The sequence below is a fragment of the Aquitalea palustris genome, assembly GCF_003693445.1.
Lineage (GTDB): Bacteria > Pseudomonadota > Gammaproteobacteria > Burkholderiales > Chromobacteriaceae > Aquitalea > Aquitalea palustris.
In genome coordinates this window covers 1-26,749 of sequence record NZ_RFAR01000043.1, presented here as the reverse complement: position 1 = coordinate 26,749, position 26,749 = coordinate 1, and the positions used below count along the sequence as shown (strand labels likewise).

Below are 26,749 nucleotides of genomic sequence, written 5' to 3'. Positions count from 1 at the left end.
CAGGGGCAAGCCCTGGCAAACCGGTTTCAGTCCACTCCGATATTGAAACCCTAAGGCTCACAAGGCCGCATCCATACAGCCCAGGCTCACAAGGCCAGCGTGGCAGATCGCCGACCCAGGAGGTCGGCGTCGCTGCGCTGGCGGGCTGGCCCCCGGTTTCCCGCATTGTCCTTTCCCGCGCTATCATCCAGCCTGCTTCATTGATGCAAGGCACACTCACCATGGCTCAAGGCTTTTTCATTACCGGCACCGATACCGAAATCGGCAAAACCCATTCCGCTGTCGCGCTGATCCGTCACTGGCAGGCACAGGGGCAGCGGGTATTGGCGATGAAACCGGTGGCCTCCGGCTGCGAGATTCTGCCGGATGGCAGCTGGCTGAACGACGATGTGGCACGGCTGGTGGCGGTGACCGGCCAGCAGGATCTGGACCTGATGAACCCCTACCGCTTTTTGCCGCCGGTTTCACCGCATATCGCCGCGCGCCAGGCCGGAGTGGAGATTGCGCTGGATACCATTGTCAGCCATTACCAGCAACTGGCGACGCAGGCGGACACCGTGCTGGTGGAAGCGGCTGGTGGCTGGCTCGCCCCGCTGGCCGAGGGTCTGTATATGGAGGACATGGCGCGGGCGCTGCAATTGCCGGTGATTCTGGTGGTGGGCATGCGGCTGGGTTGCATCAACCATGCCTTGCTGACGGTGCGGGCCATCCAGGCCTCAGGACTGACGCTGGCCGGCTGGGTGGCCAACCGGGTGGTGCCGCAGCAACTGGCCTATGCCGACAATCTGGCTACCCTGCAAGCGGCCATCGACGCGCCCTTGTTGCTGGAGCTGCCCTACGCGCCAGCCTGAACGGAGGGTTCCGGCTGGAGGCTGGCCAGCAACACGCTGCTTAGCGGCTGGAACAGCATGGCATCATCCGGGCCCAGCTTGTCCTGGGCCAGGCTCAGATCGCGGCCCAGATTGCGTAGCCGCCAGTTGATTTCCTCGGTCACCAGCAGAATCTCCAGCTGCAGATCCTCCTCCTGTCCCAGTGGCTGGTTGGCTTGCATGCCGGTGCTGAACAGCGAGCGCTGGATGGTATCAAACTGGCCCATGCAGCGGCCGAGCGCCGCCTGGCCGGCCGCTGTCAGTGTTTCTTCCTGCAGATTGAGCAGCAGGTGGGTGATTTCGCCGATGCGCTTGAGCAGGGCGTGCAATGCCGCCATCGCCGGTGCTGGTGTCGGCGTGTTCGGCGCGTCCTTGCCCAGCTGTTTGAGCACGCGGTTCATCACCGCCACCGCCGGGCGGTGAAATTCGCCGGGGATGATGCGCAGGGCAATATCCAGCCGTTGGCAGGAATGGCTTTTCTGCAGCAGCCGGCAGCTAAGGTCGGCCACGGCGATCAGCTGGCCGGCAATACCCAGTTGTTTTTCCTTTTCCCGCCGCGGATAGCCGCTGCCGTCCAGCCGCTCGTGATGCTGCAGCATGGCCAGCGCAATCGCTTCCAGCTGCGGGTGCTGCCCCAGTTGCAGCATCTGCCGGTAAGCAATCAGCGGATGCACCATCCTTTGCCGCCAGGGGAGCGCCCCCGCCCGATTGCTGGCGGTGGCCGCTTGTCCGGCAGCCAGATACAGCTCTCCGATGTCGTGAAACAGCGCTGCCAGGGCGATTTGTTCCAGCAGTGCGCTGGATTGCCCGGTGCGTAAGGCCAGCCCCAGGCTGATCAGGCAGCACAGCAGGCCATGTTCCAGCAGTTGTTGTTCTTCCAGCATCGCCAGCAAAACGGTGAGTGCATGATTGAGGGGCAGGTTTTCCAACACGGCCAGGCAGGCATGCCGGTGTGCTGTTTTTTCCAGTAGCTGCAGCAGCAGTGGCTGACTGGCAAGCAGCTGGCTGCTTTTTTCTCGTAGCAGGCGGTGTGCGGCAAAGTCGGGAAGAACCAGGCTGGATTCCAGTGGCGAGCGCAGCAGCTGTTGTGGCAGCAACTGGAAGTGTCGTGCTTGCAGGCGGCTGCCGCTGGTTAGCAGGATGCTGCCGTCGGGCGCGCTGATGGCATGCTCCACCACGATGGCCTGTCTGGCCAGCAGGCCGGACAGGGTGCGCAGAAAATGCGGATTGGCGCTGTACTGCGCACGGCTGGGATTGGACATGATGTTGGTTGTCGGCTGGAGTGCTTGCGTTTTAGACCCACTGACAAAACCACCGCTGCTGCCTTGTGCCTCCAGGCCGTACTGCTTGTACTGTCTGCGGCGGCAGGCTTTGGCTTGGGTTCTCTGCGAGGTTTTGTTAGAGGCTTTTAACCAGAATGGCTATCGCTTCATTCTCATTATTTGTCATCTCATTCCAATTACAAGTTTATGCATTAGAGATAATGATTCCCTTTTGCATTGCATCATGAAAGATTCTTGTTTTTATCTGGGGGTGGCCTAGCATTTCAAGCAGTTGCTGATGATTGTTATTGTCAGCACTTGAAAGGCCAGTGTCGCAGCCGGCTGGCCAGAGAGGGGGGACCATGTCCTGCCGGTACATGCCGGGCAGTACCGCCGCCAGCAGTCTGTTCGTCAGCACTGCCATAGAGGCCCAGGTCGCGGCCATCAATCTGCAAGCCCCCGCCACCTCGCTTGCCCGGCTGGAATACGATCTGCACAGCATGTTGCTGCTGGTGACCGGTGGCATCTTCCTGCTGGTGCTGGCCGTCATGCTGTATGCCATCGTGCGTCATCGCAAGTCAGCCGGCCACGCGGCCAAACTGTTCCACGAGAACACCACGGTGGAAATCATCTGGACGATCATCCCGCTGTTGATCCTGTTACTGATTGCCTGGCCGGCAACCCAGGCAGTGCTGAACCAGAAAAGCACGCGTGGCGAGGAGCTGACCATCAAGATCACCGGCTATCAGTGGAAGTGGCGCTACGACTATCTCGACGACAATTTCGGCTTCATGAGCCACCTGGCTACGCCGGCTGCTGCCATCGCCGGTACGGTGGCCAAGCCGCTGAATTATCTGCTGGAGGTGGATGAGCCGCTGGTGGTGCCTACCGGGCGCAAGGTGCGGCTGCTGCTGACTGCCAACGATGTCATCCACTCCTGGTGGGTGCCGCAGCTGGGCATCAAGCAGGATGCCATCCCCGGTTTTCTGCGTGATGCCTGGTTCATGGTGGACAGGCCCGGCATTTATCGCGGCCAGTGTTCCGAGCTGTGCGGCAAGGACCATGGCTTCATGCCCATCGTGGTGGATGCGCGTAGCCCGGAGGACTATGAACACTGGCGCGCTGCGCGGCTGAAGCAGGCGGCAGCCAGTGCTGACGACCCGACCCGGGTATGGACGCTGGCGGCACTGCGCGAGCGTGGCGAGAAGGTGTATGGCCAGAACTGCATTCCCTGCCATCAGGCAAACGGCAGGGGCATCCCCGGCAGTTTTCCGGCGCTGGATGGTTCGCCCGTGGTCAATGGCGACAAGGCCGGCCATATCAACATCGTGCTCAATGGCAGCCAGAAAAACCCCGCGATGCAGGCCTGGGGCAAGCAATTGTCCGATACCGACATCGCGGCGGTCATCAGCTACGAGCGCAATGCCTGGGGCAATCACACCGGGCAACTGGTGCAGCCGGCCGAGATCAGGGCCGCCCGTACCGGTGCCGCATCCTGAGGAGGGCAGCATGGCTATTGCCGGTCTTGCAGCAGTACCGCAGCAGTCGCACCGGCCACATGGCTGGCGGCGCTGGCTGTTTGCCACCAATCACAAGGACATCGGTTCGCTGTATCTGTGGTTTGCCTTCTGCATGTTTCTGGTGGGCGGGGTGCTGGCCCTGTGCATACGGGCCGAGCTGTTTCGCCCCGGCCTGCAGTTTTTCCAGCCGGAGCTGTTCAACCAGCTCACCACCCTGCATGGGCTGATCATGGTGTTCGGCGCCATCATGCCGGCCTTTACCGGCCTGGCCAACTGGATGCTGCCGCTGATGATAGGCGCGCCGGACATGGCGTTTGCCCGCATGAATAACTGGAGCTTCTGGCTGTTGCCACCGGCCATGGCCCTGCTGCTGCTGTCCTTTGTAGTGCCTGGCGGTGCGGCGGCAGCCGGCTGGACGCTGTATGCGCCCTTGTCGGTGCAACTGGGCATGGGCATGGATCTGACCATTTTTGCCATCCATATCCTGGGGGTCAGCTCCATCATGGGGGCCATCAATATCGTGGTCACCATCATCAATCTGCGGGCGCCCGGCATGGGCATGATGAAGATGCCGATGTTTGCCTGGGCCAGCCTGATTACTGCCTACCTCATCATCGCCGTCATGCCGGTGCTGGCCGGTGCGGTCACCATGGTGCTGACCGACCGCCACTTCGGCACGCATTTCTTCAATGCCGCCGGCGGGGGCGACCCTATCCTGTACCAGCATGTGTTCTGGTTTTTCGGCCATCCCGAGGTCTACATCATGGCTTTGCCGGCCTTCGGCATTGTCAGCCAGGTGATTCCCACCTTTGCCCGCAAGCCGCTGTTTGGTTACACCTCCATGGTGTATGCCACCAGCTCGATTGGTGTGCTGTCCTTCATGGTGTGGGCGCACCACATGTTTGTCACCGGCATGCCGGCTACCGCCCAGCTGTTTTTCATGTACGCCACCATGCTGATCGCCGTGCCCACCGGGGTGAAGGTATTCAACTGGATAGCCACCATGTGGGAGGGCAGCATGAGCTTTGAAACCCCCATGCTGTTTGCCATCGGTTTCATCCTGCTGTTCACCATTGGCGGGCTGTCCGGGGTGACGCTGAGTGTGGCTGCGGTAGATGTGCAACTGCATGGCAGCTACTACGTAGTGGCCCATTTTCATTACGTGCTGGTGGCCGGTGCCTTGTTCAGCCTGTTTTCCGCCGTGTATTACTGGTTTCCCAAGATGACCGGACGCATGTATGTGGAACGGCTGGGCCAGCTGCATTTCTGGTGGTCGCTGCTGTGGTTCAACGTCACCTTCTTTCCCATGCATTTTCTTGGCCTGGCCGGCATGCCGCGGCGCATTCCCGACTACGCATTGCAATTTACCCAGTTCAACCAGATCGCCAGCGTCGGGGCCTTCATGTTTGGCCTGGGCCAGCTGATTTTCCTGGTGAACATCCTGTACTCGCTGCGCCATGGCAAAACGGCTGCCCAGCAGCCGTGGGAGGGGGGCAATACCCTGGAGTGGCGGCTGCCGACGCCCGCGCCCTATCACAGCTTCAGCGAGGCTCCACAGCTGGACGTGGCAGAAAACGGCGTGGTGGTTGCCATGCAGGGCGGCAAGCACGGCTAGCACGGGAGACCACCATGGCCAGTGGTATGCAGGCAGCCAATCTCACCCTGTTGCGCAGGTTGCTGCTGCTGGTGTTGCTGATGTTCGGTTTTGCCTGGGGGCTGGTGCCGCTGTACCGGGTGATTTGCGAGGTGACCGGTCTGAACCGGGTGGTGGTGGCCGATGCCATGCCGGGCAGGGATGCGGCGCAGATCGCGGCACGGCCGGTGCTGCTGCAACTGGATGCCATGGTGCAGCCGGGCCTGCCCTGGCAGGTAAGGCCGCTGCAGTCGCGGCTGCAGGTGAAAACCGGGCAGTTCATCCAGCTGCAGTACGAGCTGCGCAATAACAGTCGGCAGCAGGTGGTGGGGCAGGCGATTCCACGCTATCTGCCGGCCGAAGCGGCGGCTTATGTCAAGAAGCTGGAGTGCTTCTGTTTTCGCCAGCAGCTGTTTCAGCCGGGAGAGACACGGCGTTTCCCGGTGGTGCTGGTGATAGACCGGACGCTGCCGGCAGCAATAGACAGCATCACCCTGTCGTACAGCGTGTTCGATGTACCGCAGGGGGAGGGCGGGCCATGAGCTGGTGGCGTGGTGTGCTGGCGGTACTGGCGGCGTTTGCCGGCATCCGCCGGCAGCAGGCGGCACAGCAAGACGGGCGTTTGCGGCCGCTGCAGCTGATTGCCACTGCCTTGTTGCTGGTGCTGGCGCTGATCTGCGCGCTGCTGTTGCTGGTGAACTGGATCAGCCATTGAGGAGAACATCATGGCGCTACTGGATGAGCATGGGCAGGCACATTATTTTGTCCCCGCACCATCGCACTGGCCGGTGCTGGGGGCGGTGGCATTGTTCTGCCTGGGACTGGGGGCGGCTTTCGCCGTCAACGGCATGCTGCTGGGCTGGTGGGTATTGGCGCTGGGTGGGCTGATCCTGCTGCGCATGTTGTTCGGCTGGTTTGGCGATGTCATCGGCGAGAGCGTGGGCGGCCGCTATCACGGGCAGGAGGCGCTGTCCTTCCGCTGGGGCATGGGCTGGTTCATTTTCTCGGAAGTCATGCTGTTTGGCGCATTCTTTGCCGCGCTGTTCTGGGTGCGCCAGGTGGCGCTGCCAACGCTGGGCAGCCTGGATTACAAATTGCTCTATCCGGATTTTTCCGCCAGCTGGCCGCTACAGACCGCCCCGGCAGCGGGGCCGGCTTATCAGGCGATGGAAGCCTGGGGGCTGCCGGCGCTCAATACGCTGATCCTGCTATCTTCCGCAGTCAGCCTGACCTGGGCGCACTGGGGCCTGCTACTGGGGCGACGGGCGCAACTGAAGCTGGGCCTGCTCATCACCATCGTGCTGGGGCTGGGGTTTCTCTGTCTGCAGGCCATCGAATACCACCATGCCTGGACGGCACAGCAGCTGACATTATCGGCGGGAGGCTACGGCATGACCTTCTACATGCTGACCGGCCTGCATGGTCTGCATGTCTTGCTGGGCAGTGCCATCCTGCTGGTGGTGTGGTTGCGGGTGCTGCGCGGGCACTTCGACCAGCAACACCATTTCGCTTTCGAGGCGGCCGCCTGGTATTGGCATTTTGTCGATGTGGTGTGGTTGCTGCTGTTTGTCTTCGTCTACTGCCTGTAGCCGCAGCCAGCCTAGCTGGGCTGATGCGGCCGCCACCAGCCAAACAGCACCCCCAGCAACAGCAGGATGAACAGACCAATGGACAAGCCAAGCCGCAGGGTCAGCGAACGGATCAGCCGCTGTGAGCCGGACTCGGCCTTGAGCAGGCCGGATAGCCCCCAGAACAGGGCCAGCACGATGCAGGCAAGCAAAAAGACGATGACGATTTTCATGGCTGAGCCCTCCGGTGCTGCTGCGCCTGCAAAAACATGCTTTCAGTCTAGTGGCAAAAAGCGCAATCGTGGGCTTCTGTTGCTATGTGTGTTGTTACCTTTTGTATTGGCCTGCTGGCAGGTGTTGCGCGGCATGGACGCGTGGCAGCGTGAACAGGCGCTGGCACGGGCGGGCAGCCAGCCGGCGCAGGCGTGGTCTGCGGTGCCGCTTACCCAGGCTCCGGACTATTCCCGCCGCAGCGTGGCAGGGGCCCGTCCGCTGGGGGCGGTGATCCAGCTGGGTAACAGCCTGCTGGACGAGCAGCCGGGGGCCAGGCTGCTGCTGCCGGTGCGGCTGGCGGATGACAGCATGCTGCTGCTCGACCTGGGCTGGCTGGCTGATTCCCGCCCGCAGCCCTCCTTGGCGCTGCCACTGCTATTCAGTGGGCAATGGCTGCCGTGGCATGGGCGCTGGACCTTGCCCGGTGCGCGGTCGGGCATTGCCGGCCGGGTGGATGAGGTCGCCGTGGCCAGCTTGCCGCAGGTGTATCCGGGCCGCTGGCGCCAGGGCGTGCTGGTGTTGCAGCCCGCGCTGCCCGGTTTGCAGGTGTGGCCGTTGCAGCCGCCCCTGTCGGCGCAGCGACATTTTGCCTATGCCCTGCAATGGGCGGTGCTGGCGCTATGCCTGCTGCTATTGCTGCGGCCATGGCAATGGAGAGGGAGACCGCGATGAGCCCGGGACGCTACAGCCGGCTGGTGTTGCTGCTGATCTTGCTGCTCTGTCTGCTGCCGCTGCTGGCGGCCTGGTTCAGTTATCGCTACTGGCCGCCGGCAGGGGGCTACAGCGCTGGAGAATTGCTGCCGACCCAGCCTTTTGCCGCCGCCAGCCGGGCGGACTGGCCTGGTAAGCGCTGGGTGCTGGCCGGGCAGTTTCAGGGGCGTTGCGAGCAGGCCTGCCAGCAGCGTCTGTTCACCATGCGACAGATTCATCTGGCCCAGGGCGAAGCTGCCGGCCGCTTGCGTCGGGTGCTGTTGTACAGCGCCGCCGCACCGGCTGCGGCAGAGGGCTTTGTGCAGCTGGCGGTGGCGAGCGACCGGTTACCGGCCCGAGCCGACGGTTTTTACCTGATCGACCCGCTGGGCAACCAGGTGCTGTTTTACCCGGACGTGCTGCAGCCGGACATGATCATCAAGGAAGTACAGCTGCTGATGAAGGTTAACAACGGCTTGGGATGATGCCGTGCAGCTGCCGGCGCCGGCCGGCAGCAAGGAGGCCGCAATGAAAAAACTGGCCTGGCTGGCCCTGTTGCTGGCCTGTGTGGTCCTGCCGCTGGGGGCATATGTGCGTTTGTCCGATGCCGGCCTCGGCTGTCCGGATTGGCCGGGTTGCTATGGCCGGCTCAGTCCGGCGCATGCCGCTGCGGCCATCGAGCAGGCCATGCAGCTGCAGCCGGATGGCCCGGTCAGCCCGGACAAGGCCTGGAAGGAAATGCTGCATCGCTACCTGGCGGGCAGTCTGGGCTTGTTGATCCTGTGGCAGGCGCTGCAAGCCTGGCGCAGCGGCCGGCAGCGGCGTATTGCCGGCCTGCTGCTGCTGTCCCTGGCCTTGCAGGCAGTATTGGGCATGTTGACGGTCACCATGCGCCTGCAGCCGCTGGTGGTCACCGGCCATCTGCTATTGGGCATGAGCCTGCTGGCCTTGTTGCTGTGGCAGGCAGCTGGCAGCCGCTGGCCGGGCGTACGGGTGAGGGCTGGCCAGCGCAGGCTGGCCTGGCTGTTGCTGTTAGCGGTGGCCGGGCAGATTGCTTTGGGCGGCTGGGTGTCGTCCCATCAGGCGGCGCTGGCCTGCCAGGGTTTTCCCCGCTGCAACGGCAGTTGGTGGCCATCAGCTCTGGCTGACGCTTTTGTATTGCAAAGCGGAGCCTTACCCATGGCCAGCCTGGTAGCCATGCACTGGCTGCACCGGCTGGGTGCGCTGGTGGTGATGCTGGTGCTCGGCCTGCTGTGCTGGCGTTTGTGGCCGATACCCGGTCTGCGCCGTCAATTGCTGTTGCTGCTGGTGCTAGGCTTGCTGCAGCCTATGCTGGGCGTGGCCAATGTGCTGTGGCTGCACCCTTTGCCGCTAGCATTGGCCCACCATGCCGGGGCCATGCTGCTGCTGGCGAGCAGCTGCATGCTGCTGTGCCGGCTGCAGGTGCCGGCCGCTTATCGGCCCTTGCGTCAGCACTGGCTGGGCTGGCAGAGCCGCAGCAGTCCAGTCCAGCCCTGGCGCGGTGGCATGTTGTCGCGCCGGCAGGGAAACGGGCGAGAGGGAAGCAGGCCATGTCTGCCAGTGTGAGAGTGCAAGCCGGCTATGCGCATGCGCTGGCCATGTTGCAACTGGCCAAGCCGCGCGTGGTGGCGCTGATCGTGTTCTGCGCCGTGATCGGCATGTTGCTGTCGCAGCCAGCGTTGCCGGCGCTGCGGCTGTTATTGCCGGCCACCCTGGGTATTGCGCTGATGGCCGGCGCGGCGGCGATGCTCAACTGCCTGCTGGAGCGTGCGCTGGATGCCCGCATGCTGCGTACTGCCTGGCGTGCCACGGCGCGGGGCAGCGCCGGGCGCGGTGAAACCCTGCTGCTGGCGGTGCTGCTGGGCGCTGTTGGCATGTTGCTGCTGTGGGGCTGGGTCAATGCGCTGACCGCCTGGCTGACGCTAGCCACCCTGCTGGGCTATGCGCTGGTGTATACCCTGCTGCTGAAACCGTACACCCCGCAAAACATCGTCATCGGCGGCATCAGCGGGGCCATGCCGCCACTGCTGGGCTGGACGGCGATGACCGGGCAGGTCAGCCCGCATGCGCTGTTGCTGCTGCTGATCATCTACACCTGGACGCCGCCGCATTTCTGGGCGCTGGCGCTATACCGGCGTGCCGACTATGCCCGCGCCGGCCTGCCCATGCTGCCGCTGACGCATGGCCAGGATTTCACCACCTTGTCCATTCTGCTGTACACCCTGCTACTGACCGCCGTCACCCTGTTGCCGGTGGCACTGGGGGTGGCCGGCTGGCTGTATCTGCTGGCCGCCCTGGCACTGGACGGACGCTTCTTGTTTCTTGCTGTGCAACTGCATCGTCAGTATGCTGACGCCTTGGCTCGCCGCACCTTTTCCTGGTCGATCTGGTATCTGACCTGGCTGTTTGCCGCGATGCTGTCCGATCATTACTGTCTGCTACCGGTTTCCTGATGCGCCATCTGCTACGTTTGCTCTCCCTGTTCATTCTGTTTGCCGCACTGACTGCCTGCGCGCCGCCGGCGGCCCCCAAGCTGGATCTCAAAGGCACGGATATGAGCGATACCCAGCTGGGCGGCGATTTCAGCCTGACCGACCACCTGGGCCAGCCGCGCAAGCTGTCCGATTTCTCCGGCAAGGTGGTCGCGCTGTTCTTCGGCTATACCCATTGTCCGGATGTCTGCCCCACCACCATGCTGGAATACGCCACAGTCATGAAAAAGCTGGGGCCGGACGCTGACAAGGTGCAGGTCCTGTTTGTCACGGTCGACCCGGAACGCGATACCACGGCGGTACTGGCCGGCTATGTGCCGCACTTCGACCCCCGTTTTGTCGGCCTGACCGGCAGCGCGGCGCAGATCGAGCAGGTCAAGTCGGCCTACAAGGTGGTGGCGCAGAAAGTGGCGGTGCCGGGTGGCGCTTACACGGTAGACCACAGTGCCGGCTCTTATCTGTTCGACAAAAGCGGAAAATTACGGGTTTATGAGGCTTATGCCACGCCGGCAGACAGCCTGACTCATGATATTCGTCAGCTGTTACGCTAGAATTCAGGCAATCACCCAACTTTGACTGCGGAAAGAAGCGCCCATCGTGAGCGAAGACAACAACCCCGGTATGCTGCACAGCGACCATGCCCAGCCCGATCTGACCAGGTATATCCTGGCCACCCCGGTTGAGGTCGTGCATCATCTGGCGTCTATCGCCAGGTCCGGGCATATGGTGACGGTATTTTCCAACAAGGGAAAAACCTTCATTCTCACCCGCTTTCTGGAGGTGGATGCCAAGCGTGGTGTGCTGTTGCTGGACTGGGGGGCGGATCCGGCCACCAATGAACAACTGCTCGCCAGCGAACGCAATGTGTTTGTCTGCTCGCCAGACGGGGTAAAGACCCAGTTTGTCACCAGCGCCGCCCGCAAGGTGATGCTGGACAGCGGCCCGGCCTTCGAGGTGGACCTGCCCGAGCAGGTGATCAAGCTGCAGCGGCGCGAGTTTTTCCGCATCCAGACCCCGGTCAGCAATCCGGTTAGCTGCCATATCGCCGATTACCCTGGCCGGCCGCTGGATCTGGTGCTGTTCGACATCAGCCTGGGGGGCTGCAGCCTGTGGCTGCCGGCACCACATGCGCCCGGTTTCGATCTGGGCCAGAAATACCAGAATTGTTCATTCGAATTGAAACCGCTGGGCAGCTTGCGGGTGGGTATCGAAATCCGCCACCGCCTGACTACCCAGCTGCGCAACGGCAATGAAGCCGTCCGTGCCGGTTGCGCCTTTCTCAATATGACTCCGTCGTCGGAAACGCTGGTGCAGCGTTATGTCGGCCAGCTGGAGCGCGAACGGCGCGCCCTGGTCGGCTGATGATGGTTTCTCTTCTTTTCCCTATTGCCTGCTTAATATCATGACCCTGACTATTGCCCTGTCCAAAGGGCGCATCTTTGAAGAAACCCTGCCCCTGCTGGCCGCCGCCGGCATCGTTCCGGCGGAAGATCCGGAATCCTCGCGCAAGCTCATCATCGAGACCAATCATGCAGATGTGCGGCTGGTGATTGTAAGAGCCTCGGATGTCCCCACCTATGTACAGTACGGCGCTGCCGATCTGGGCATCGCCGGCCGCGATGTGCTGATCGAACACGGTGGCGATGGCCTGTACCAGCCGCTGGACCTGAATATCGCCAAGTGCAAGATGATGGTGGCGGTGGAAAACGGCTTCGACTACCAAAATGCCGTGCGCCAGGGCGCCCGGCTGAAAATCGCCACCAAGTATCCCAAGATCGCGCGCGAGCATTTTGCTGCCAAGGGCGTGCATGTGGACATCATCAAGCTGTATGGCTCGATGGAGCTGGCACCGCTGGTAGGCCTGGCCGATGCCATCGTCGATCTGGTGTCCACCGGTGGCACGTTGCGCGCCAACAATCTGGTGGCGGTCGAACACATCATCGACATCAGTTCGCGGCTGGTGGTGAACCAGGCTGCGCTCAAACTCAAATACGACCGCATCCAGCCGGTGCTGGATGCCTTTGCCTCTGCCGTGCCGGCATAAGGCAGGAACGGAATCCCATGCTGAAACTGTCTTCTACCCAAGCTGATTTCCAGCAGCAATTGCAAGCCCTGCTGGCTTTTGAAACCGCGCAGGACCCGGCGGTGGATAGCGCCGTGGCCGCCATCTGTGATGATGTCAAAACACGTGGCGATGCCGCCGTGCTGGAATACACCAACCGCTTTGACCGCATGCAGGCAGCCTCCATGGCTGATCTCACCCTGTCGCGCGAACAGCTGGAAGCCGCCTGGCACCGTTTGCCGGCCGAGGTGCAACAGGCGCTGAGCGCCGCTGCCGAACGCGTGCGCCGCTACCACGAAAAGCAGCTGGCCCACTCCTGGAGCTACGAAGACGAAGACGGCACGCTGCTGGGGCAGCAGGTGACGCCGCTGGACCGCGTCGGCATCTATGTGCCGGGCGGCAAGGCAGCCTATCCCAGCTCGGTGCTGATGAATGCCATGCCGGCCAAGGTGGCGGGTGTCGCTGAAATCATCATGGTGGTACCCACCCCGCAGGGTGAGCGCAATGATCTGGTGCTGGCTGCCGCCTTCATCGCCGGTGTGGACAAGGTGTTCACCTGTGGTGGCGCGCAGGCCGTGGCCGCGCTGGCTTATGGCACAGCCACCATTCCGCAGGTGGACAAGATCACCGGGCCGGGCAATGCCTATGTGGCTGCCGCCAAGCGCCGCGTGTTCGGCGTGGTGGGCATCGACATGGTGGCCGGCCCGTCCGAAATCCTGGTGATTTGCGATGGCAACACCCCGGCCGACTGGATTGCCATGGACCTGTTCAGCCAGGCCGAGCACGACGAAATCGCCCAGGCCATCCTGCTGTGCCCGTCGGCGGAATACATTGCCGAAGTGGAAGCCAGCATCGAAAAGCTGCTGCCGACCATGCCGCGCCGCGCCATCATTGAAGCCAGCCTGGGCAACCGTGGCGCGCTGATCCAGGTACGCGATCTGGCCGAAGCCTGCGAGATTGCCAACTACATCGCGCCTGAGCATCTGGAATTGTCGGTGAGCGAGCCGGAACAGCAACTGCCGCTGTTGCGTCACGCCGGCGCCATTTTCATGGGCCGTTTCACCTCGGAAAGCCTGGGCGACTACTGTGCCGGCCCCAACCACGTGTTGCCGACCAGTCGCACCGCGCGTTTTGCCAGCCCGCTGGGGGTGTACGACTTCCAGAAGCGTTCCAGTCTGATCCGCGTTTCTGCGGCAGGAGCACAGAAGCTGGGCAAGATTGCCAGCGTGCTGGCACATGGCGAAGGCCTCACCGCCCACGCCCGTGCTGCCGAGCTGCGTCTGGAACCCTGAGGCCGTCGATTATCCCGCTCCGCACATGGCCAGACAGCGTCTGGCCATGTTTTTGCCGGCCCTGCCGCCGGATCCGCCTGGCTGGGCCGGGTAGCCCAAACCGGCCGAACACGGTAGGATAGCCACCTGCTGCGTTGTCCCGACAACGCCCCCTGTTGACCTGCATGGCTGGCCCGGTCGCCATGACCGCTACAGCCCCATCGTGATGACATTGACTGCCAAGCAACTGGTCCGTCCGGAAATAACCGGAATCAAGGCCTACCATGTATCTGACGCCGCCGGCCTGCTCAAGCTGGACGCCATGGAGAACCCGTACGCCTTGCCGGCCGCACTGCGCGCCGAACTGGGGCAATGCCTGGCCGATGTCGCCATCAACCGCTATCCCGATCCGCATGGCGGTGGCCTCAAGGAAGAACTCAAGGCCGCTTTTGCTATTCCGGCCGCGGCCAGTGTGCTCTTGGGCAATGGTTCGGACGAAATCATCACCCTGATTGCCCAGGCGCTGGCCCGGCCCGGTGCGGTGATGCTGGCGCTGGAGCCGTCCTTCGTCATGTACCGCATGAACGCGCTGTTCTCCGGCCTGCAGTATGTGGGTGTGCCGCTCAATGCCGATTTCAGCCTCGATCTGCCGGCCCTGCTGGCAGCGATTGCCAGCCATCAGCCGGCGGTGGTGTTCCTGTCTTACCCGAATAATCCTACCGGCCCGCAGTTCGCTCGCGAGCAAGTGCTGGCCGTGCTGGATGCCGCACCGGGCCTGGTAGTGGTGGATGAGGCCTATCAGGCCTTTGCCAGCGACAGCCTGATGGAGCTGGCGGGTAGCCGTCCCAATCTGTTGGTGATGCGCACCCTGTCCAAACTCGGCCTGGCTGGCCTGCGCCTGGGTTATGCTGCCGGCCCTGCCGAGTGGATGGACGAGCTGGACAAGGTCCGCCCACCCTATAACATCAATGTCCTGACCCAGGCCGCTGCCCGTTTCGCGCTGCGCCACCTGGACGTGTTCATGCAGCAGGCGCAAACCCTGCGCGACGAACGCCAGCGCCTGTTGCAGGCCCTGCGCCAGTTTGCAGCGACTACCGTTTTTGATTCGCAAGCCAATTTCATCACGCTACGGGTGCCGGATGCCGGTCAGCTGTTTGCATGGCTGAAGAAAAATGGCATCCTGATCAAGAACTTGCATGGCAGCCACCCGCTGCTCGACAACTGCCTGCGCCTGACTGTGGGCAGCCCGGAAGAAAACACGGCCGTGCTTGCCGCACTGGACCGCTACTTTGCCTGAAATCATGAGAACCGCATCCGTTACCCGCAATACCCTGGAAACCCAGATCACCGTCACCATCAATCTGGATGGTAATGGCCGCAGCCATTTCGATACCGGCGTGCCTTTTCTCGACCACATGATGGACCAGATCGCCCGCCACGGCCTGATCGACCTGGACATCGTCGCCAAGGGTGATTTGCACATCGATGCCCACCACACGGTGGAAGACATCGGCATCACCTTGGGCCAGGCTTTTGCCAAGGCCATTGGCGACAAAAAAGGCATCCGCCGTTACGGCCATGCCTATGTGCCGCTGGACGAAGCGCTCAGCCGCGTGGTGATCGATCTCTCCGGCCGCCCCGGCCTGGTGTACAACGTCGATTACACCCGCGCCAGCATCGGCCAGTTTGATGTTGATCTGTTCTCCGAGTTTTTCCATGGCTTCGTCAACCACAGCATGGTGACGCTACACATCGACAATCTGCGCGGTGTGAACAGCCATCACCAGGCCGAAACCATCTTCAAGGCCTTTGGCCGCGCACTGCGCATGGCCTGTGAAGTGGACGAACGCATGGGTGGTGCCACACCGTCTACCAAGGGCACGCTGACGGCCTGAGCCGCAAGCCATCTCCACCTGAACAGTTAGGGGCATGATGAAAGTCGCAGTAATCGACTATGGCATGGGCAATCTGCACTCGGTGCTGAAATCCATCCAGGCAGTCAATGAGACGGGGGCGGATATTTTCCTCAGCCGCGACCCGGAAGCCATCGTCAAGGCAGACAAGGTGGTGTTTCCCGGCCAGGGTGCCATGCCGGACTGCATGCGCGAGCTGAACAGCTACGGTCTGGCCGAAGCCGTACGTGAAACCACGCAGACCAAGCCGTTTTTTGGCATCTGCGTGGGTGCCCAGTTGCTTTTCCAGCACAGTGAAGAAGGCGATACGCCCGGACTTGGCTTGTTTCCGGGCAGTGTGGTCCGTTTTTCGGCTAACCTGACTGACGCCGCTGGCGAGCGCCTGAAGGTGCCGCACATGGGCTGGAACCGCGTTTACCAGACTGTATCCCATCCGCTGTTTGCCGGGATCGAGGATGGTGAGCGTTTCTATTTTGTCCACAGTTACCATTTTGCCCCGGCTGATGCAGCGCTGACGCTGGCGGAAAGTGAGTACCCGGACAGGTTTTCCTGTATCGTCGGGCGTGGCAATATCTTTGCGACGCAATTTCATACCGAAAAGAGCCACCGTGCCGGACTTCAGATGATGAAGAACTTCCTGGCATGGGACGGCAGTGTTTAACTTACGTTGATCTAGCACCATGCTGCTTATACCCGCTATCGACCTCAAGGATGGTCAATGCGTACGCCTGAAACAAGGCGTTATGGACGATGCCACCGTGTTTTCTGACGATCCGGTCAAGGTGGCCACTCACTGGCGAGACCAGGGAGCCCGTCGTCTGCATCTGGTTGACCTGAACGGTGCCTTTGCCGGCAAACCCAAGAACCTGAACATCATCCGCTCCATCCTGCAGGAAGTGGGCGATGACATGCCGGTTCAGCTGGGTGGCGGCATTCGCGATCTGGACACCATCGAAAAATACCTCGACATGGGCCTGTCCTACGTCATCATCGGGACGGCGGCGGTGAAAACCCCCGGTTTCCTGCATGATGCCTGCGATGCCTTCCCCGGTCAGGTGATTGTCGGCCTGGATGCCAAGGATGGCATGGTCGCCATCGATGGCTGGGCCAAGATCACCAATCACAATGTGATTGACCTGGCCAAGCGCTTCGAGGACTACGGTGTCAATTCGGTGATCTACACCGACATCGGCCGCGACGGCATGATGAACGGCGTCAATATCGAAGCCACCGTCAAGCTGGCACAGGCACTCACCATCCCGGTCATCGCCTCTGGCGGCCTGACCAATCTGGATGATGTGCGCAATCTGTGCGCGGTGGAAGACGAAGGCATCGAAGGCGCCATCACCGGACGGGCCATCTACGAGGGCAGCATTGATTTCGCTGCCGCGCAGACGCTGGCCGACGAACTGTCCGAGGCCTGATCCTGCCTTAAACCCCAGCTTGGCCGAAGACTCTTCGGCCAAGCTTTTTTTGTGTCGTGAACATGACTCTGGCCAAACGCATTATTCCCTGCCTGGACGTGACTGCCGGTCGCGTCGTCAAGGGCGTCAACTTTGTCGGGCTGCGCGATGCCGGCGACCCGGTGGAAATCGCCCGTCGCTACAACGAGCAGGGCGCTGACGAACTCACCTTTCTGGACATTACCGCCAGCTCTGACGACCGTGATCTGATCCTGCATGTGATCGAATCGGTAGCCGAGCAGGTGTTCATCCCGCTGACGGTGGGTGGTGGCGTGCGCAAGGTGGAAGACATCCGCCGCCTGCTCAATGCCGGTGCCGACAAGGTCAGCATCAATACCGCCGCCGTGACCAATCCGGATCTGGTGCGAGAAGCTGCTGCCAAGTTTGGCAGCCAGTGCATCGTGGTGGCGGTGGATGCCAAGGCGGTGACCCCGGAAAACGACCGCTGGGAAGTGTTTACCCATGGCGGGCGCAACCGTACCGGCATCGATGCAGTCGAGTGGGCGCAAAAAATGCAGGAATACGGTGCCGGGGAAATCCTGCTCACCAGCATGGACCGCGACGGTACCAAGATCGGCTTCAATCTGCCGCTGACCCGTGCCGTGTCCGAAGGGGTGGGCATTCCGGTGATTGCCTCTGGCGGCGTGGGCAATCTGCAGCATCTGGTGGATGGTGTGAAGCTGGGCAAGGCCGATGCCGTGCTGGCCGCCAGCATTTTCCACTTCAGTGAATACACCGTGCGCGAGGCCAAAGAGGCCATGCGTGATGCAGGCATCGAGGTGCGGCTATGAGCAACTGGCTGGATGAAGTCAAATGGGATGCCCAGGGCCTGGTGACCGCCATTGCCCAGGACAGTGCCACTGGCCGTGTGCTGATGGTGGCCTGGATGAACCGGGAAAGCCTGCAACTGACCGCTGACACCGGCATTGCCCACTACTGGAGCCGTTCGCGCCAGAAACTGTGGAAAAAGGGTGAGGAATCCGGCCACCTGCAAACCGTGCAGGAGCTGCGACTGGACTGTGACGGCGATGTGATCGTGATGCAGATCCAGCAAGCCGGTGGCATTGCCTGCCATACCGGACGTGAAAGCTGCTTCTATCGCCGTTTTGAACAGGGCGGCTGGACGGTGGTGGATGCCGTGCTCAAAGACCCGGATGCCATCTACCAGCACAAGCATTGAGTTGCGCCGCATCAAACCGCGCTCAGCCACGGCCGCTACAATGGCAGCCCATGCCAAGCGCTAACGGCCGATGTCCGAATCGGCCTATACTTGCCGAATTCCCAGTATGCAAAGGTGAAGCATCATGACCTTCGATGTGCTCAAGACGGTTGCCGATACGCTGGAAGCCCGCCGCGAAGCGAGCCCCCAGTCCTCTTATGTCGCCTCGCTGTTTCACAAGGGCGAAGACGCCATTCTGAAAAAAGTGGCAGAAGAAGCCGCCGAAACCCTGATGGCCTCCAAGGACAAGGACAAGCTGCATCTGGTGCGCGAAGTGGCTGACCTGTGGTTTCACACCATGGTCTTGCTGGCTTATCATGGCCTGCGCCCGGAAGATGTGCTGATGGAGCTGCATCGCCGCGAGGGCATTTCCGGCATCGACGAAAAAGCCTCCCGTCCTTCCTGAACCCTTCGTACAGGACCAAGCAATGAGTGACTGCATTTTCTGCAAGATCGCCGCAGGGGACATCCCTTGCAACAAGATTTACGAAGACGCCGATGTCGTCGCCTTTCATGACATCCGCCCGATCGCGCCGGTGCATTTCCTGATCATTCCCAAGCTGCATGTGGCCTCGCTGGCCGACTGTGGCCCGGAACACGAAGCCTTGCTGGGCCGCATCATGGGCCTGGTGCCGAAGCTGGCAGCAGAGCAGGGCATGAGCGCCGGCTTCAAGACCGGCATCAATACCGGTCGTGGCGGCGGCCAGGAAGTGTTCCACCTGCATGTGCATGTTTTCGGCCACAAGGGCTGAACGGTTTTGACGGTGCGCCGCTTGCCGGCGCGCCAGACTATTTGGAAAGGAAGTGGCAATGGGTTCTTTCAGTATCTGGCACTGGCTGGTGGTGCTGTTGATCGTGGTGCTGATTTTCGGCACCAAAAAACTGAAAAACGTGGGTGAAGACCTGGGCGGCGCGGTGCGCGGCTTCAAGGAAGGCATGAAGGGCGAGAACGACAAGGCCGACAAGCCTGCCGAATCTGGCCGCATCATCGACAACGAAACCGACAAGAAATAACCCACAGGGCGCGCCGTGTTCGATATCAGTTTTGGTGAGATCCTCCTGATCGGCATCGTGGCCCTGGTGGTGCTGGGGCCGGAGCGGCTGCCCACCGTGGCCCGTACGCTGGGTGCGCTGGTGGCGCGCGCGCAGCGTTTCGTTGCCAGCGTCAAGGCCGACATCCATCAGCAGGCCAATCTGAGCGGGCTGGATGGCCTGCGCAACGATATCCAGGATGCGGCCAACAGCTTCAAGTCGCAGATGGAGGCCGAGGTGCAAGGTGTGCGCCAGGTGATGGCCGAGCAGTCCGCCCAGTTGCAGCAGCTGTCCGGCGAGGCCAGCGCTCCGTTTGTGGAAGCCGAACGCAGCATTCACGGCGCGCTTGATCTAGAGGCAGCTGCCGCGCCAGCGGCCGTGGTGTCGGCCCTGGTGGTGGAAAACAGTGCGGCCGAACCGCCAGCGCGCGACGAAAACCAGCTCGACCTGTTTGATGATCCTCCTCCGGCTGCTGCGCAGCCTGCTACCGAATCCCGCCCTCACGCATGAACGAACAACCTCTGCTTGCCCACCTGCTGGAATTGCGTACACGGCTGGTGCGCGCCATTCTCGGCCTGCTGTTGGTGTTTCTTGGCCTGTTTCACTGGTCTGGAGACATCTACCATCTGCTGGCCAAGCCGCTGCTGGATGCGCTGCCCAATGGCGGCAGCATGATCGCCACCGAAGTTACCGCCACCTTTTTCGTGCCGATGAAGCTCACCATGCTGGTGGCCTTCCTCATCTCGCTGCCCAATACCCTGTACCAGATCTGGGCCTTTGTGGCCCCGGGGCTGTACAGCCATGAAAAGAAGCTGATCCTGCCCTTGGTGGTGGCCAGCGTGCTGCTGTTTTTGCTGGGGATGAGTTTTGCTTATTTCCTGGTGTTTCCGGTGGCATTTCACTTCTTTTCCATGATGACGCCCAGCGGGGTGAGCATGATGACGGACATCGACAAGTATTTGTCCTTCGTCATGGGCATGTTCATGGCCTTTGGCGTCACCTTTGAAGTCCCCATCATCGTCATCGTGCTGGTGCGCATGGGGGTGGTGTCGGTGGCCAAGCTGCGCGAGGGCCGGCCTTATGTCATCGTCGGCGCCTTCGTGGTGGCTGCGGTGGTGACTCCCCCCGATGTCTTGTCGCAAACCATGCTGGCGGTGCCGCTGTGGTTGCTGTACGAAGCAGGCATCATCATGGCGGCATTCATGGCGCGTCCCGCGTCGGCCGTACCCGCCGGAAATCAGGAAAAATGAACCGCAAACTGTTTCACTATGGAGCCACCGCCAGTCTGGTGGCGCTGATTCTGCTGACCCTGGCCTGGGAGCTGTGGCTGGCACCGCTGCGGCCGGGTGGCTCGTTTCTGGCGCTCAAAGCGGTGGTGCTGCTGGCCCCGCTGATGGGCATCCTGAAAGAGCGGCTGTATACCTATCAGTGGTCCAGCATGTTCATCCTGGCTTTCTTCACCGAAGGCATCATGCGCAGCTGGGCTGACCATGGCCTGTCGCAGACGCTGGCCTTGTGCGAGGTGGCCATCAGCGTACTGTTTTTTGCCTGTGTGCTGGGTTTTGCCCGTACTTTCAAACGCCCGGCACATTGAGTGCTTGCTGCGGTAATTGATCGAAAACCTGTCTTTAATGGCAGGTTTTTGTTTTTAGCGGCAGATTTAAATAAAGTGATGAAAGTCTGTAGAGAATTTTCTTGTTTTTTTAATCAATTATTTTAATTATTTGAAAGAATTTGCCGATATAAAAGCTTCCATTAGAATGTCGGCATTAACGGCGACCCGCTAAACAGCCGCCAACAACAAAAGCATATTGAGGGCAGCGCATGCATTCCCCTTCCACGGAACCGCAACATAGCTCCATTCCCCTGCAGGCAACTCATCTGGACCCCTTGCTGGATTGCCTGTTCGCGCTGGCGCGATCCTATGGCATCAATGCCACCCGCGAGTCGTTGGTGGCGGGTATTCCCCTGATCAACAACCGGCTGAATCCCTCGATGTTTTCGCGCTCGGCGCGGCGCATCGGCCTGACTTCACGCGTGGTGCGCCAGCCGCTGGACAAGCTGCGCGAGCAGCTGCTGCCGGCAGTGCTGCTGTTGCACGGCGACGAGGCCTGCATTCTGCGCGGCATCGACCGCGAAAGCGGCATGGCGCGGGTGAGTTTTGCCGAGCTGACCGAAGCGGAAACCAGCATCCCGCTGGCTGATCTGGCGGAGAAATATGCCGGTCTGGCCATTTTTGTGCGACCACGCTTCAATTTCGAACGCCGCGCGCCCGAGCTGGGTGAAATCCGTTCGCGCCACTGGTTCTGGCAGACGGTTTACGGCGGCCTGCCGCTGTATCGCGATTCGATGATTGCCGCCTTGCTGATCAACCTGTTTGCGCTGGTCATTCCACTGGTGTCGATGAATGTCTACGACCGTGTGGTGCCAAACATGGCGACGGAAACGCTATGGGTACTGGCCATTGGCGGCCTCTTGGCGCTGATTTTCGACTTCCTGCTGAAGATGACCCGCGCTTATCTGATTGATCTGGCCAGCAAGCGGGTGGATGTGACGCTGTCCAGCCTGATCATGGAACGGGTGCTGGGTATCCGCATGGAAGCGCGGCCGGCCTCGGTGGGCGCGTTTTCGTCCAATTTGCGTGCCTTTGAAACGGTGCGCGATTTCATCGCCTCGGCCTCCATCACCGCGCTGATCGACCTGCCTTTCGTGCTGATTTTCCTGCTGGCCATCCTGTGGGTGTCGCCGCTGCTGACCTTGCCGGTGGTGGTGGGCGGGGTGCTGATGATCGTGTTTGCCTTGCTGATCCAGGAAAAGATGAAGGAGCTGACCGAAGCCACCCTGCGTGCCTCGGCCCAGCGCAATGCGCAGCTGGTGGAGAATCTGGCCGGCCTGGAAACCATCAAGATCCTGGCGGCGGAAGGCCAGCAACAAGGGCGCTGGGAGCAGGGCACCTTGTATCTGGCCCAGGTGGGGGCGCGGCTGAAGCTGCTGGCGACCTCGGCCAATACCTTTGCCGGCTTCATCACCCAACTGGTGTCCATCGTGATGCTGGTGCTGGGGGTGTACCAGATCATGGACGGCAATACCTCGCAGGGTGGGGTGATTGCGGCGGTAATGTTGTCTGGCCGTGCCATGGCACCGCTAGGCCAGCTGGTGGGGCTGCTGACCCAGTACCACAATGCCAAGACCTCGCTGTCTTCGCTGGATGGTTTCATGAAGATGCCGGTGGAACGCGAGCAGGATGCCAACTTCTTCCACCGCACCAGCTTTCAGGGTGAGATCGAATTCCGCAATGTGTCCTTCAGCTACCCGGACAATCCGCAAGTGGCCTTGCGCAATGTGTCGTTCAAGATCAAGGCGGGCGAACGGGTGGCGATCATCGGCCGTGTCGGCTCGGGCAAGACTACCTTGCAAAAGCTGATTCTCGGCCTGTTCCGGCCAACGGAAGGTTCGGTACGGGTTGACGGCATCGATATCAACCAGATCGATCCGGCCGAATTGCGCCGCCATATTGGCTATGTGCCGCAGGATTCGGTGCTGTTCTATGGCACCTTGCGCCAGAACATCGCCATGGGTGCACCGCATGCGCACGATGCCAGCATTGCCGCCGCTGCCGAACTGGCCGGCCTGGCCGAGTTCATCAACGGCCATCCGCAGGGTTTTGACATGATTATCGGCGAGCGCGGCGATTCGCTGTCCGGCGGCCAGCGCAAGGCGGTCACCATCGCCCGTGCGCTGCTGAATGCACCGCCCATCCTGCTGATGGACGAACCGACCAGCAATATGGACAACAGCACCGAAAACCAGATCAAGCAGACGCTGGTGAAGGTGATGGCCGGCAAGACCATGATCATGGTGACCCACCACAATGCCTTGCTGGAGCTGGCCGACCGGCTGATCGTGATCGACAACGGTGCCATCGTGGCCGACGGCGAAAAAGCCGCTGTGATTCAGGCATTGCAGCAGGGCCAGGTAGGGAGGGCGAATTGATGAAAACGACCTGGAAGCAAAAGCTGCAAGGCTGGATAGTGCGCGGGCAGGACAAAACCGCGCCCTACTGGGACAAGCTGATGGACTGGGCCGCCGCGCGCGACCTGCAAGACCGCTTGGATTTTGCCACCGACGGCGATTGGGCCATTCTGGAGCAAAGCCCGGGGCGGCCACGGGTATTTGTCTGGACCATGCTGGGCCTGCTGGTGGTGGCCCTGCTGTGGGCGGCATTCTCGCAAATCGATGAAGTGGCCCGTGGCGAGGGCAAGGTGGTGCCGGTTTCGCAAAACCAGCATATCCAGAGCCTGGACGGCGGCGTGGTGTCGAAGATTCTGGTGAAGGAAGGCCAGATCGTGCAAAAAGGCCAACTGCTGCTGAATATCGACAATACCCGCTTTGTTTCCTCGCTCAACGAAAACCAGGCGCAATACCTGTCCCTGCTGGGCAAGGCGGCGCGGCTGCGGGCCATCGCCAACAATGTGCCGTTCGAGCTGCCGAAGGAGGTCACCACACAGGCGCCCGATGTGGCCAAGCAGGAAATGGATCTGTACCTGACCAAGCGCCGTGAGCTGGAGGCTACGGTATCCATTGCCCACCAGGAAGTGACCCAGCGTACGCAGGAATTGAGTGAGGTACGTGCCCGTTACGAACAGGCCCAGCAAGGCCTGCAACTGACCCAGCGTGAACTGGCGGTGACCAAGCCGCTGAAGGAATCAGGCGCGGTGTCCGATGTCGACCTGCTGCGCCTGCAGCGCGATGTATCGCGCTATCAGGGTGATCGCGACATGGCCGGGGCGCAGATTCCCAAGCTGCAGGCGGCCATCAGCGAGGCCAATCACAAAATCCAGGAAGTGGAACTGAATTTCCGCAATCAGGCCAGTGCCGATCTGTCCGACACCATGGGCAAGATCAACAGCCTGTCCGCCGGCAGCTCTGGCCTGGCCGACAAGGTGAAGCTGTCCGAGGTGCGTTCGCCGGTAAAGGGCGAGGTCAAGCGCCTGTTCGTCAACACCATCGGTGGTGTGGTGCAGCCGGGCAAGGACATTCTGGAAATCGTGCCGCTGGAAGATTCGCTGATGATCGAAACCCGGGTTTCGCCGCGTGACATCGCCTTCCTGCGCCCAGGCCAGCGCGCCATGGTGCGCTTTACCGCCTATGACTACACCGTGTATGGCGGCATGGAGGGCAGCTTGCAGGAAATCGGTGCCGACACGGTGACTGATGACAAGGGCAATGCCTTTTATATCGTCAAGGTCCGTACCAAACAGGGCGCGCTGGGCGAGAAGCACCTGCCCATCATTCCGGGCATGGTGGCCCAGGTGGACATCATGACCGGCAAGAAGAGCATTCTTTCCTATCTGTTGAAACCGGTGCTGCGCGCCAAGGCAGAGGCTTTGACCGAACGATGAGCGACAGTGTGATCCTGATTACCGCCAGCCCGGCGCTGGCCGACTACTGGGCCGACAGCCTGGGCCTGCAAGATGCCTTGCGCCTGGCTGATCTGGCCGCGCTCAACCGCCATGCCGTGGCGGCCGACAGCCTGGTGCTGCTTGATCTGGCCCAGCAACACGTGGCGGAGCAGGACATCGTCCAGGCCTGCCGTCATTGCCGGGTGCTGGCGCTGTCCTCGCAGCCCAGCGATGGAGAAGGCTTGTACTGGCTGCAATGTGGCGCGGTGGGCTATGCCCATGCCATGAGCACGGGCGACCTGCTGCAGCAGATGTTCGAGACAGTTGCTGCTGGCGGCACCTGGGTGGGCCGCAGCATCATGCAGCAGTTGTGCGCCCGCTTTGGCAGCCGTCTGCCTGCAACGCCGGCATCGCCGCTGGCCGCCAAATTGTCCGAGCGCGAGCTGGCGGTGGTGGAGGCGCTGCGCCAGGGCAAGGCCAACAAGGAGATTGCCCGCTTGCTGGATATTTCCGAGCGCACGGTCAAGGCGCACCTGACCTCGGTATTCCAGAAATTCGGGGTGGAAGACCGGCTGCAGCTGCTGCTCAAGCTCACCGGCGGCTAGCCTTCTCCCTGTTCCGTGTGCAAAGCCGTAGTGCCTGCTTGGTACTGCGGCTTTGTTTTTAAACAACGCTGAGAAGTTTCTGAAATTAATTAGGAAATTGCCCTTCGGTACAATAGGTTTTTCCCAATCTCCTGACTAATCTGGGCGCAATACTTATTGCGTCTTCAGGAGTCAGTCATGAATGCCCCCGCCATCCAAGGTCAGGTTGTTGCCATCCACGGTATTGTCAAAGTCATCGATGCCCAGGGGCACGAGCGCATCCTGAAGGCAGGCGACATCATTCAGCCGGGCGAGCATGTCGTGCTGCTGGATGGCGCCACACTGACCGTCTCCCGCGCCGGGGGTGACAGTATTACGGTGGATGGCCCGCGTGATCTGGCACTGACTGACGAAACCCTGACGCCGCAAAGCACCGACAAGAGCGAGGCCGCCGTGGCCAAGCTGGCCCCGGAAGCGCAACAAGTATTGGCCGCCCTGGAAAATGGTCAGGATCCGCTGGCACAGCTCGACTCTGCTGCTGCCGGCCTGAACGCAGGCGGTGCCACCGATGAAGGCAGCCACAGCTTTGTCCGCCTGGTGCGCATCAGCGAAACCCTCAACAGCCTCAGCCTGGACAATAGCGCCACGACGGATGTCCTTGTACCCACCGTGCAGGGTGAGACTTTCAGTACTGCGCCGGCACAAGCTGCCGCTGCCGGCACCACGCCCATCAGCGTTTCCATCGAGAACATCAGCGCCACCAATAACGCCACCCCCACCATCCACGGTACCGGTATTCCCGGCCTGACCGTCGTGGTCAGCAATGCTGCCGGCACAGTGATTGGCAGCGCGGTCGTGGGCAGTGACGGCAACTGGCAGCTGACGCCGTCGTCGAAGCTGCCGGATGGCACCGATACCCTGATTGCCACCAGTACCAATGCGGCCGGTTCCTCGGCCAGCGCTACTGGTACTGCGATTATCGATACCACACCGCCGGCAACGCCGACGGTGACCATCACCGAACATAATGACCCCAACGGCGTGATTGGCGCTGGCGATCTGGTCAACGGCAAGGTGGAAGCCACCGTCAAGCTGGATGCCGCCGATCTGGCCAAGAATGGCAGCGCCACCATCGTGGTCAACGATGGCGGCCATACCACCACGCTGGTGGTACATAGCGACGGCAGCGTGACCGGTGCTGACGGCACGGTCAGCGGCAGTTACAGCAATGGCACCGTCACCATCAGCATGACGCCGCCGGCACAGGACGCCGCCGTCACCATCACCGCCACCCAGACTGATGCCGTGGGTAATACCTCCGGCCAGGGTAAAGACAGCGGTACGCTGGATACCACCGCGCCGTCGGCACCGACTGTGGTCATCGCCACCGATGCCAACCACGACGGCTACATCAACAAGGCCGAGCAAGGCAGCGCGACCACCGATACGGTGAACATCGGCCTGCCGGCAGATGC

Annotated in this window: 32 protein-coding genes; 30 read left to right on the top strand and 2 right to left on the bottom strand. The window is 61.5% G+C overall.

Annotation, left to right across the window (positions count from 1 at the left end; genetic code table 11):
• Positions 1 to 221 precede the first annotated feature (221 nt).
• Positions 222 to 851, top strand: coding sequence for a dethiobiotin synthase (gene bioD, locus EAY64_RS10640; RefSeq protein ID WP_103524749.1), 630 nt, complete (start codon positions 222 to 224; stop codon positions 849 to 851).
• On the opposite strand, the gene EAY64_RS10635 is transcribed toward bioD, so the two are convergent.
• Entirely contained in the window at positions 836 to 2,131 is a 1,296-nt protein-coding gene (locus EAY64_RS10635; RefSeq protein WP_103524748.1) for an HD-GYP domain-containing protein, read from the bottom strand. The two genes, bioD and EAY64_RS10635, sit on opposite strands and share 16 nt — an antisense overlap.
• A 362-nt stretch (positions 2,132 to 2,493) precedes the next feature.
• On the opposite strand from EAY64_RS10635, the gene coxB reads away from it, so the two are divergent.
• Genes coxB through EAY64_RS10610 form a run of 5 tightly spaced genes read left to right on the top strand, consistent with a single transcriptional unit; the run spans position 2,494 to position 6,873 of the window.
• On the top strand, positions 2,494 to 3,630 hold the full coding sequence (gene coxB, locus EAY64_RS10630) for a cytochrome c oxidase subunit II (RefSeq protein WP_226034332.1): 1,137 nt from the start codon (positions 2,494 to 2,496) through the stop codon (positions 3,628 to 3,630).
• A gap of 10 nt (positions 3,631 to 3,640) precedes the next feature.
• Positions 3,641 to 5,266 (top strand): cytochrome c oxidase subunit I, encoded by a 1,626-nt coding sequence (gene ctaD / locus EAY64_RS10625; protein WP_103524746.1) that lies wholly within the window; start codon positions 3,641 to 3,643, stop codon positions 5,264 to 5,266.
• Between the two features lie 14 nt (positions 5,267 to 5,280).
• Entirely contained in the window at positions 5,281 to 5,826 is a 546-nt protein-coding gene (locus tag EAY64_RS10620) for a cytochrome c oxidase assembly protein (protein WP_103524745.1), read from the top strand.
• Positions 5,823 to 5,999 (top strand): DUF2970 domain-containing protein, encoded by a 177-nt coding sequence (locus tag EAY64_RS10615; RefSeq protein WP_103524744.1) that lies wholly within the window; start codon positions 5,823 to 5,825, stop codon positions 5,997 to 5,999. The genes EAY64_RS10620 and EAY64_RS10615 overlap by 4 nt, the downstream gene beginning before the upstream one ends.
• A gap of 10 nt (positions 6,000 to 6,009) precedes the next feature.
• Positions 6,010 to 6,873 carry a cytochrome c oxidase subunit 3 gene (locus EAY64_RS10610; protein ID WP_103524743.1) on the top strand — a complete coding sequence of 288 codons (864 nt, stop codon included), beginning with the start codon at positions 6,010 to 6,012 and terminating at the stop codon, positions 6,871 to 6,873.
• Between the two features lie 11 nt (positions 6,874 to 6,884).
• Here EAY64_RS10610 and EAY64_RS10605 read toward each other — a convergent pair whose 3' ends face one another.
• A complete protein-coding gene (locus tag EAY64_RS10605; protein ID WP_059284703.1) occupies positions 6,885 to 7,085 on the bottom strand; it encodes a DUF2909 family protein in 201 nt (66 codons plus the stop codon).
• On the opposite strand from EAY64_RS10605, the gene EAY64_RS10600 reads away from it, so the two are divergent.
• The 24 genes from EAY64_RS10600 to EAY64_RS10485 form a co-directional block, all read left to right on the top strand.
• A complete protein-coding gene (locus tag EAY64_RS10600; protein ID WP_103524742.1) occupies positions 7,051 to 7,797 on the top strand; it encodes an SURF1 family cytochrome oxidase biogenesis protein in 747 nt (248 codons plus the stop codon). The two genes, EAY64_RS10605 and EAY64_RS10600, sit on opposite strands and share 35 nt — an antisense overlap.
• The gene (locus EAY64_RS10595) at positions 7,794 to 8,300 is read left to right on the top strand and encodes a redox-active disulfide-containing membrane protein (RefSeq protein ID WP_103524741.1); all 507 of its coding nucleotides are present in this window, start codon (positions 7,794 to 7,796) and stop codon (positions 8,298 to 8,300) included. Before EAY64_RS10600 ends, EAY64_RS10595 begins: the two co-directional genes overlap by 4 nt.
• A 43-nt stretch (positions 8,301 to 8,343) precedes the next feature.
• Positions 8,344 to 9,402: a COX15/CtaA family protein gene (locus EAY64_RS10590; protein WP_103524740.1), complete on the top strand. Its 1,059-nt coding sequence runs from the start codon at positions 8,344 to 8,346 to the stop codon at positions 9,400 to 9,402.
• Positions 9,387 to 10,289 carry a heme o synthase gene (gene cyoE / locus EAY64_RS10585; RefSeq protein ID WP_103524739.1) on the top strand — a complete coding sequence of 301 codons (903 nt, stop codon included), beginning with the start codon at positions 9,387 to 9,389 and terminating at the stop codon, positions 10,287 to 10,289. The genes EAY64_RS10590 and cyoE overlap by 16 nt, the downstream gene beginning before the upstream one ends.
• Positions 10,289 to 10,879 carry an SCO family protein gene (locus EAY64_RS10580; protein ID WP_103524738.1) on the top strand — a complete coding sequence of 197 codons (591 nt, stop codon included), beginning with the start codon at positions 10,289 to 10,291 and terminating at the stop codon, positions 10,877 to 10,879. The genes cyoE and EAY64_RS10580 overlap by 1 nt, the downstream gene beginning before the upstream one ends.
• Positions 10,880 to 10,925: 46 nt before the next feature.
• Complete coding sequence (locus EAY64_RS10575; protein ID WP_226034334.1) at positions 10,926 to 11,690, top strand: flagellar brake protein; 765 nt, start codon at positions 10,926 to 10,928, stop codon at positions 11,688 to 11,690.
• A 40-nt stretch (positions 11,691 to 11,730) separates the two neighbouring features.
• A complete protein-coding gene (hisG, locus tag EAY64_RS10570) occupies positions 11,731 to 12,372 on the top strand; it encodes an ATP phosphoribosyltransferase (protein ID WP_103524737.1) in 642 nt (213 codons plus the stop codon).
• A 17-nt stretch (positions 12,373 to 12,389) separates the two neighbouring features.
• Positions 12,390 to 13,682 (top strand): histidinol dehydrogenase, encoded by a 1,293-nt coding sequence (hisD, locus tag EAY64_RS10565; RefSeq protein WP_103524736.1) that lies wholly within the window; start codon positions 12,390 to 12,392, stop codon positions 13,680 to 13,682.
• 205 nt (positions 13,683 to 13,887) lie between these two features.
• On the top strand, positions 13,888 to 14,958 hold the full coding sequence (gene hisC, locus EAY64_RS10560; protein WP_103524735.1) for a histidinol-phosphate transaminase: 1,071 nt from the start codon (positions 13,888 to 13,890) through the stop codon (positions 14,956 to 14,958).
• A gap of 4 nt (positions 14,959 to 14,962) precedes the next feature.
• Positions 14,963 to 15,556 carry an imidazoleglycerol-phosphate dehydratase HisB gene (gene hisB, locus EAY64_RS10555; RefSeq protein ID WP_103524837.1) on the top strand — a complete coding sequence of 198 codons (594 nt, stop codon included), beginning with the start codon at positions 14,963 to 14,965 and terminating at the stop codon, positions 15,554 to 15,556.
• Positions 15,557 to 15,593: 37 nt separating this feature from the next.
• Positions 15,594 to 16,235, top strand: coding sequence for an imidazole glycerol phosphate synthase subunit HisH (hisH, locus tag EAY64_RS10550; protein ID WP_103524836.1), 642 nt, complete (start codon positions 15,594 to 15,596; stop codon positions 16,233 to 16,235).
• A 19-nt stretch (positions 16,236 to 16,254) separates the two neighbouring features.
• Entirely contained in the window at positions 16,255 to 16,998 is a 744-nt protein-coding gene (hisA, locus tag EAY64_RS10545; RefSeq protein ID WP_103524734.1) for a 1-(5-phosphoribosyl)-5-[(5-phosphoribosylamino)methylideneamino]imidazole-4-carboxamide isomerase, read from the top strand.
• Between the two features lie 62 nt (positions 16,999 to 17,060).
• Positions 17,061 to 17,828 (top strand): imidazole glycerol phosphate synthase subunit HisF, encoded by a 768-nt coding sequence (hisF, locus tag EAY64_RS10540; RefSeq protein ID WP_103524733.1) that lies wholly within the window; start codon positions 17,061 to 17,063, stop codon positions 17,826 to 17,828.
• Positions 17,825 to 18,217 carry a phosphoribosyl-AMP cyclohydrolase gene (gene hisI / locus EAY64_RS10535; protein ID WP_103524732.1) on the top strand — a complete coding sequence of 131 codons (393 nt, stop codon included), beginning with the start codon at positions 17,825 to 17,827 and terminating at the stop codon, positions 18,215 to 18,217. Before hisF ends, hisI begins: the two co-directional genes overlap by 4 nt.
• A 124-nt stretch (positions 18,218 to 18,341) precedes the next feature.
• Positions 18,342 to 18,662, top strand: a complete 321-nt coding sequence (locus EAY64_RS10530) for a phosphoribosyl-ATP diphosphatase (protein WP_103524731.1) — start codon at positions 18,342 to 18,344, stop codon at positions 18,660 to 18,662.
• A 22-nt stretch (positions 18,663 to 18,684) separates the two neighbouring features.
• Positions 18,685 to 19,008, top strand: a complete 324-nt coding sequence (locus EAY64_RS10525; protein ID WP_059286604.1) for a histidine triad nucleotide-binding protein — start codon at positions 18,685 to 18,687, stop codon at positions 19,006 to 19,008.
• A 58-nt stretch (positions 19,009 to 19,066) separates the two neighbouring features.
• Positions 19,067 to 19,270, top strand: a complete 204-nt coding sequence (gene tatA, locus EAY64_RS10520) for a Sec-independent protein translocase subunit TatA (protein ID WP_103524730.1) — start codon at positions 19,067 to 19,069, stop codon at positions 19,268 to 19,270.
• Positions 19,271 to 19,285: 15 nt separating this feature from the next.
• Positions 19,286 to 19,798, top strand: coding sequence for a Sec-independent protein translocase protein TatB (gene tatB / locus EAY64_RS20905; protein ID WP_103524729.1), 513 nt, complete (start codon positions 19,286 to 19,288; stop codon positions 19,796 to 19,798).
• The gene (gene tatC, locus EAY64_RS10510; RefSeq protein WP_103524728.1) at positions 19,795 to 20,538 is read left to right on the top strand and encodes a twin-arginine translocase subunit TatC; all 744 of its coding nucleotides are present in this window, start codon (positions 19,795 to 19,797) and stop codon (positions 20,536 to 20,538) included. The genes tatB and tatC overlap by 4 nt, the downstream gene beginning before the upstream one ends.
• Positions 20,535 to 20,882, top strand: coding sequence for a DUF2069 domain-containing protein (locus tag EAY64_RS10505; protein ID WP_103524727.1), 348 nt, complete (start codon positions 20,535 to 20,537; stop codon positions 20,880 to 20,882). The genes tatC and EAY64_RS10505 overlap by 4 nt, the downstream gene beginning before the upstream one ends.
• Positions 20,883 to 21,112: 230 nt before the next feature.
• A complete protein-coding gene (locus EAY64_RS10500) occupies positions 21,113 to 23,281 on the top strand; it encodes a type I secretion system permease/ATPase (RefSeq protein ID WP_103524726.1) in 2,169 nt (722 codons plus the stop codon).
• Positions 23,281 to 24,690 carry an HlyD family type I secretion periplasmic adaptor subunit gene (locus tag EAY64_RS10495; protein ID WP_103524725.1) on the top strand — a complete coding sequence of 470 codons (1,410 nt, stop codon included), beginning with the start codon at positions 23,281 to 23,283 and terminating at the stop codon, positions 24,688 to 24,690. Before EAY64_RS10500 ends, EAY64_RS10495 begins: the two co-directional genes overlap by 1 nt.
• Entirely contained in the window at positions 24,687 to 25,295 is a 609-nt protein-coding gene (locus EAY64_RS10490; protein ID WP_103524724.1) for a response regulator transcription factor, read from the top strand. Before EAY64_RS10495 ends, EAY64_RS10490 begins: the two co-directional genes overlap by 4 nt.
• Positions 25,296 to 25,472: 177 nt before the next feature.
• On the top strand, positions 25,473 to 26,749 hold a 1,277-nt coding region (locus EAY64_RS10485), incomplete at its 3' end, for a retention module-containing protein (protein WP_122081952.1).

Excerpts from the sequence above, each read along its gene's own strand:
- bioD (WP_103524749.1), top strand. The coding sequence starts at position 222 with ATGGCTCAAGGCTTTTTCATTACCGGCACCGATACCGAAATCGGCAAA.
- EAY64_RS10635 (WP_103524748.1), bottom strand. The coding sequence starts at position 2,131 with ATGTCCAATCCCAGCCGTGCGCAGTACAGCGCCAATCCGCATTTTCTG.
- coxB (WP_226034332.1), top strand. The coding sequence starts at position 2,494 with ATGTCCTGCCGGTACATGCCGGGCAGTACCGCCGCCAGCAGTCTGTTC.
- ctaD (WP_103524746.1), top strand. The coding sequence starts at position 3,641 with ATGGCTATTGCCGGTCTTGCAGCAGTACCGCAGCAGTCGCACCGGCCA.
- EAY64_RS10620 (WP_103524745.1), top strand. The coding sequence starts at position 5,281 with ATGGCCAGTGGTATGCAGGCAGCCAATCTCACCCTGTTGCGCAGGTTG.
- EAY64_RS10615 (WP_103524744.1), top strand. The coding sequence starts at position 5,823 with ATGAGCTGGTGGCGTGGTGTGCTGGCGGTACTGGCGGCGTTTGCCGGC.
- EAY64_RS10610 (WP_103524743.1), top strand. The coding sequence starts at position 6,010 with ATGGCGCTACTGGATGAGCATGGGCAGGCACATTATTTTGTCCCCGCA.
- EAY64_RS10600 (WP_103524742.1), top strand. The coding sequence starts at position 7,051 with ATGCAGGCAAGCAAAAAGACGATGACGATTTTCATGGCTGAGCCCTCC.
- EAY64_RS10605 (WP_059284703.1), bottom strand. The coding sequence starts at position 7,085 with ATGAAAATCGTCATCGTCTTTTTGCTTGCCTGCATCGTGCTGGCCCTG.
- EAY64_RS10595 (WP_103524741.1), top strand. The coding sequence starts at position 7,794 with ATGAGCCCGGGACGCTACAGCCGGCTGGTGTTGCTGCTGATCTTGCTG.
- EAY64_RS10590 (WP_103524740.1), top strand. The coding sequence starts at position 8,344 with ATGAAAAAACTGGCCTGGCTGGCCCTGTTGCTGGCCTGTGTGGTCCTG.
- cyoE (WP_103524739.1), top strand. The coding sequence starts at position 9,387 with ATGTCTGCCAGTGTGAGAGTGCAAGCCGGCTATGCGCATGCGCTGGCC.
- EAY64_RS10580 (WP_103524738.1), top strand. The coding sequence starts at position 10,289 with ATGCGCCATCTGCTACGTTTGCTCTCCCTGTTCATTCTGTTTGCCGCA.
- hisG (WP_103524737.1), top strand. The coding sequence starts at position 11,731 with ATGACCCTGACTATTGCCCTGTCCAAAGGGCGCATCTTTGAAGAAACC.
- hisD (WP_103524736.1), top strand. The coding sequence starts at position 12,390 with ATGCTGAAACTGTCTTCTACCCAAGCTGATTTCCAGCAGCAATTGCAA.
- hisC (WP_103524735.1), top strand. The coding sequence starts at position 13,888 with ATGACATTGACTGCCAAGCAACTGGTCCGTCCGGAAATAACCGGAATC.
- hisB (WP_103524837.1), top strand. The coding sequence starts at position 14,963 with ATGAGAACCGCATCCGTTACCCGCAATACCCTGGAAACCCAGATCACC.
- hisH (WP_103524836.1), top strand. The coding sequence starts at position 15,594 with ATGAAAGTCGCAGTAATCGACTATGGCATGGGCAATCTGCACTCGGTG.
- hisA (WP_103524734.1), top strand. The coding sequence starts at position 16,255 with ATGCTGCTTATACCCGCTATCGACCTCAAGGATGGTCAATGCGTACGC.
- hisF (WP_103524733.1), top strand. The coding sequence starts at position 17,061 with ATGACTCTGGCCAAACGCATTATTCCCTGCCTGGACGTGACTGCCGGT.
- hisI (WP_103524732.1), top strand. The coding sequence starts at position 17,825 with ATGAGCAACTGGCTGGATGAAGTCAAATGGGATGCCCAGGGCCTGGTG.
- EAY64_RS10530 (WP_103524731.1), top strand. The coding sequence starts at position 18,342 with ATGACCTTCGATGTGCTCAAGACGGTTGCCGATACGCTGGAAGCCCGC.
- EAY64_RS10525 (WP_059286604.1), top strand. The coding sequence starts at position 18,685 with ATGAGTGACTGCATTTTCTGCAAGATCGCCGCAGGGGACATCCCTTGC.
- tatA (WP_103524730.1), top strand. The coding sequence starts at position 19,067 with ATGGGTTCTTTCAGTATCTGGCACTGGCTGGTGGTGCTGTTGATCGTG.
- tatC (WP_103524728.1), top strand. The coding sequence starts at position 19,795 with ATGAACGAACAACCTCTGCTTGCCCACCTGCTGGAATTGCGTACACGG.
- EAY64_RS10505 (WP_103524727.1), top strand. The coding sequence starts at position 20,535 with ATGAACCGCAAACTGTTTCACTATGGAGCCACCGCCAGTCTGGTGGCG.
- EAY64_RS10500 (WP_103524726.1), top strand. The coding sequence starts at position 21,113 with ATGCATTCCCCTTCCACGGAACCGCAACATAGCTCCATTCCCCTGCAG.
- EAY64_RS10495 (WP_103524725.1), top strand. The coding sequence starts at position 23,281 with ATGAAAACGACCTGGAAGCAAAAGCTGCAAGGCTGGATAGTGCGCGGG.
- EAY64_RS10490 (WP_103524724.1), top strand. The coding sequence starts at position 24,687 with ATGAGCGACAGTGTGATCCTGATTACCGCCAGCCCGGCGCTGGCCGAC.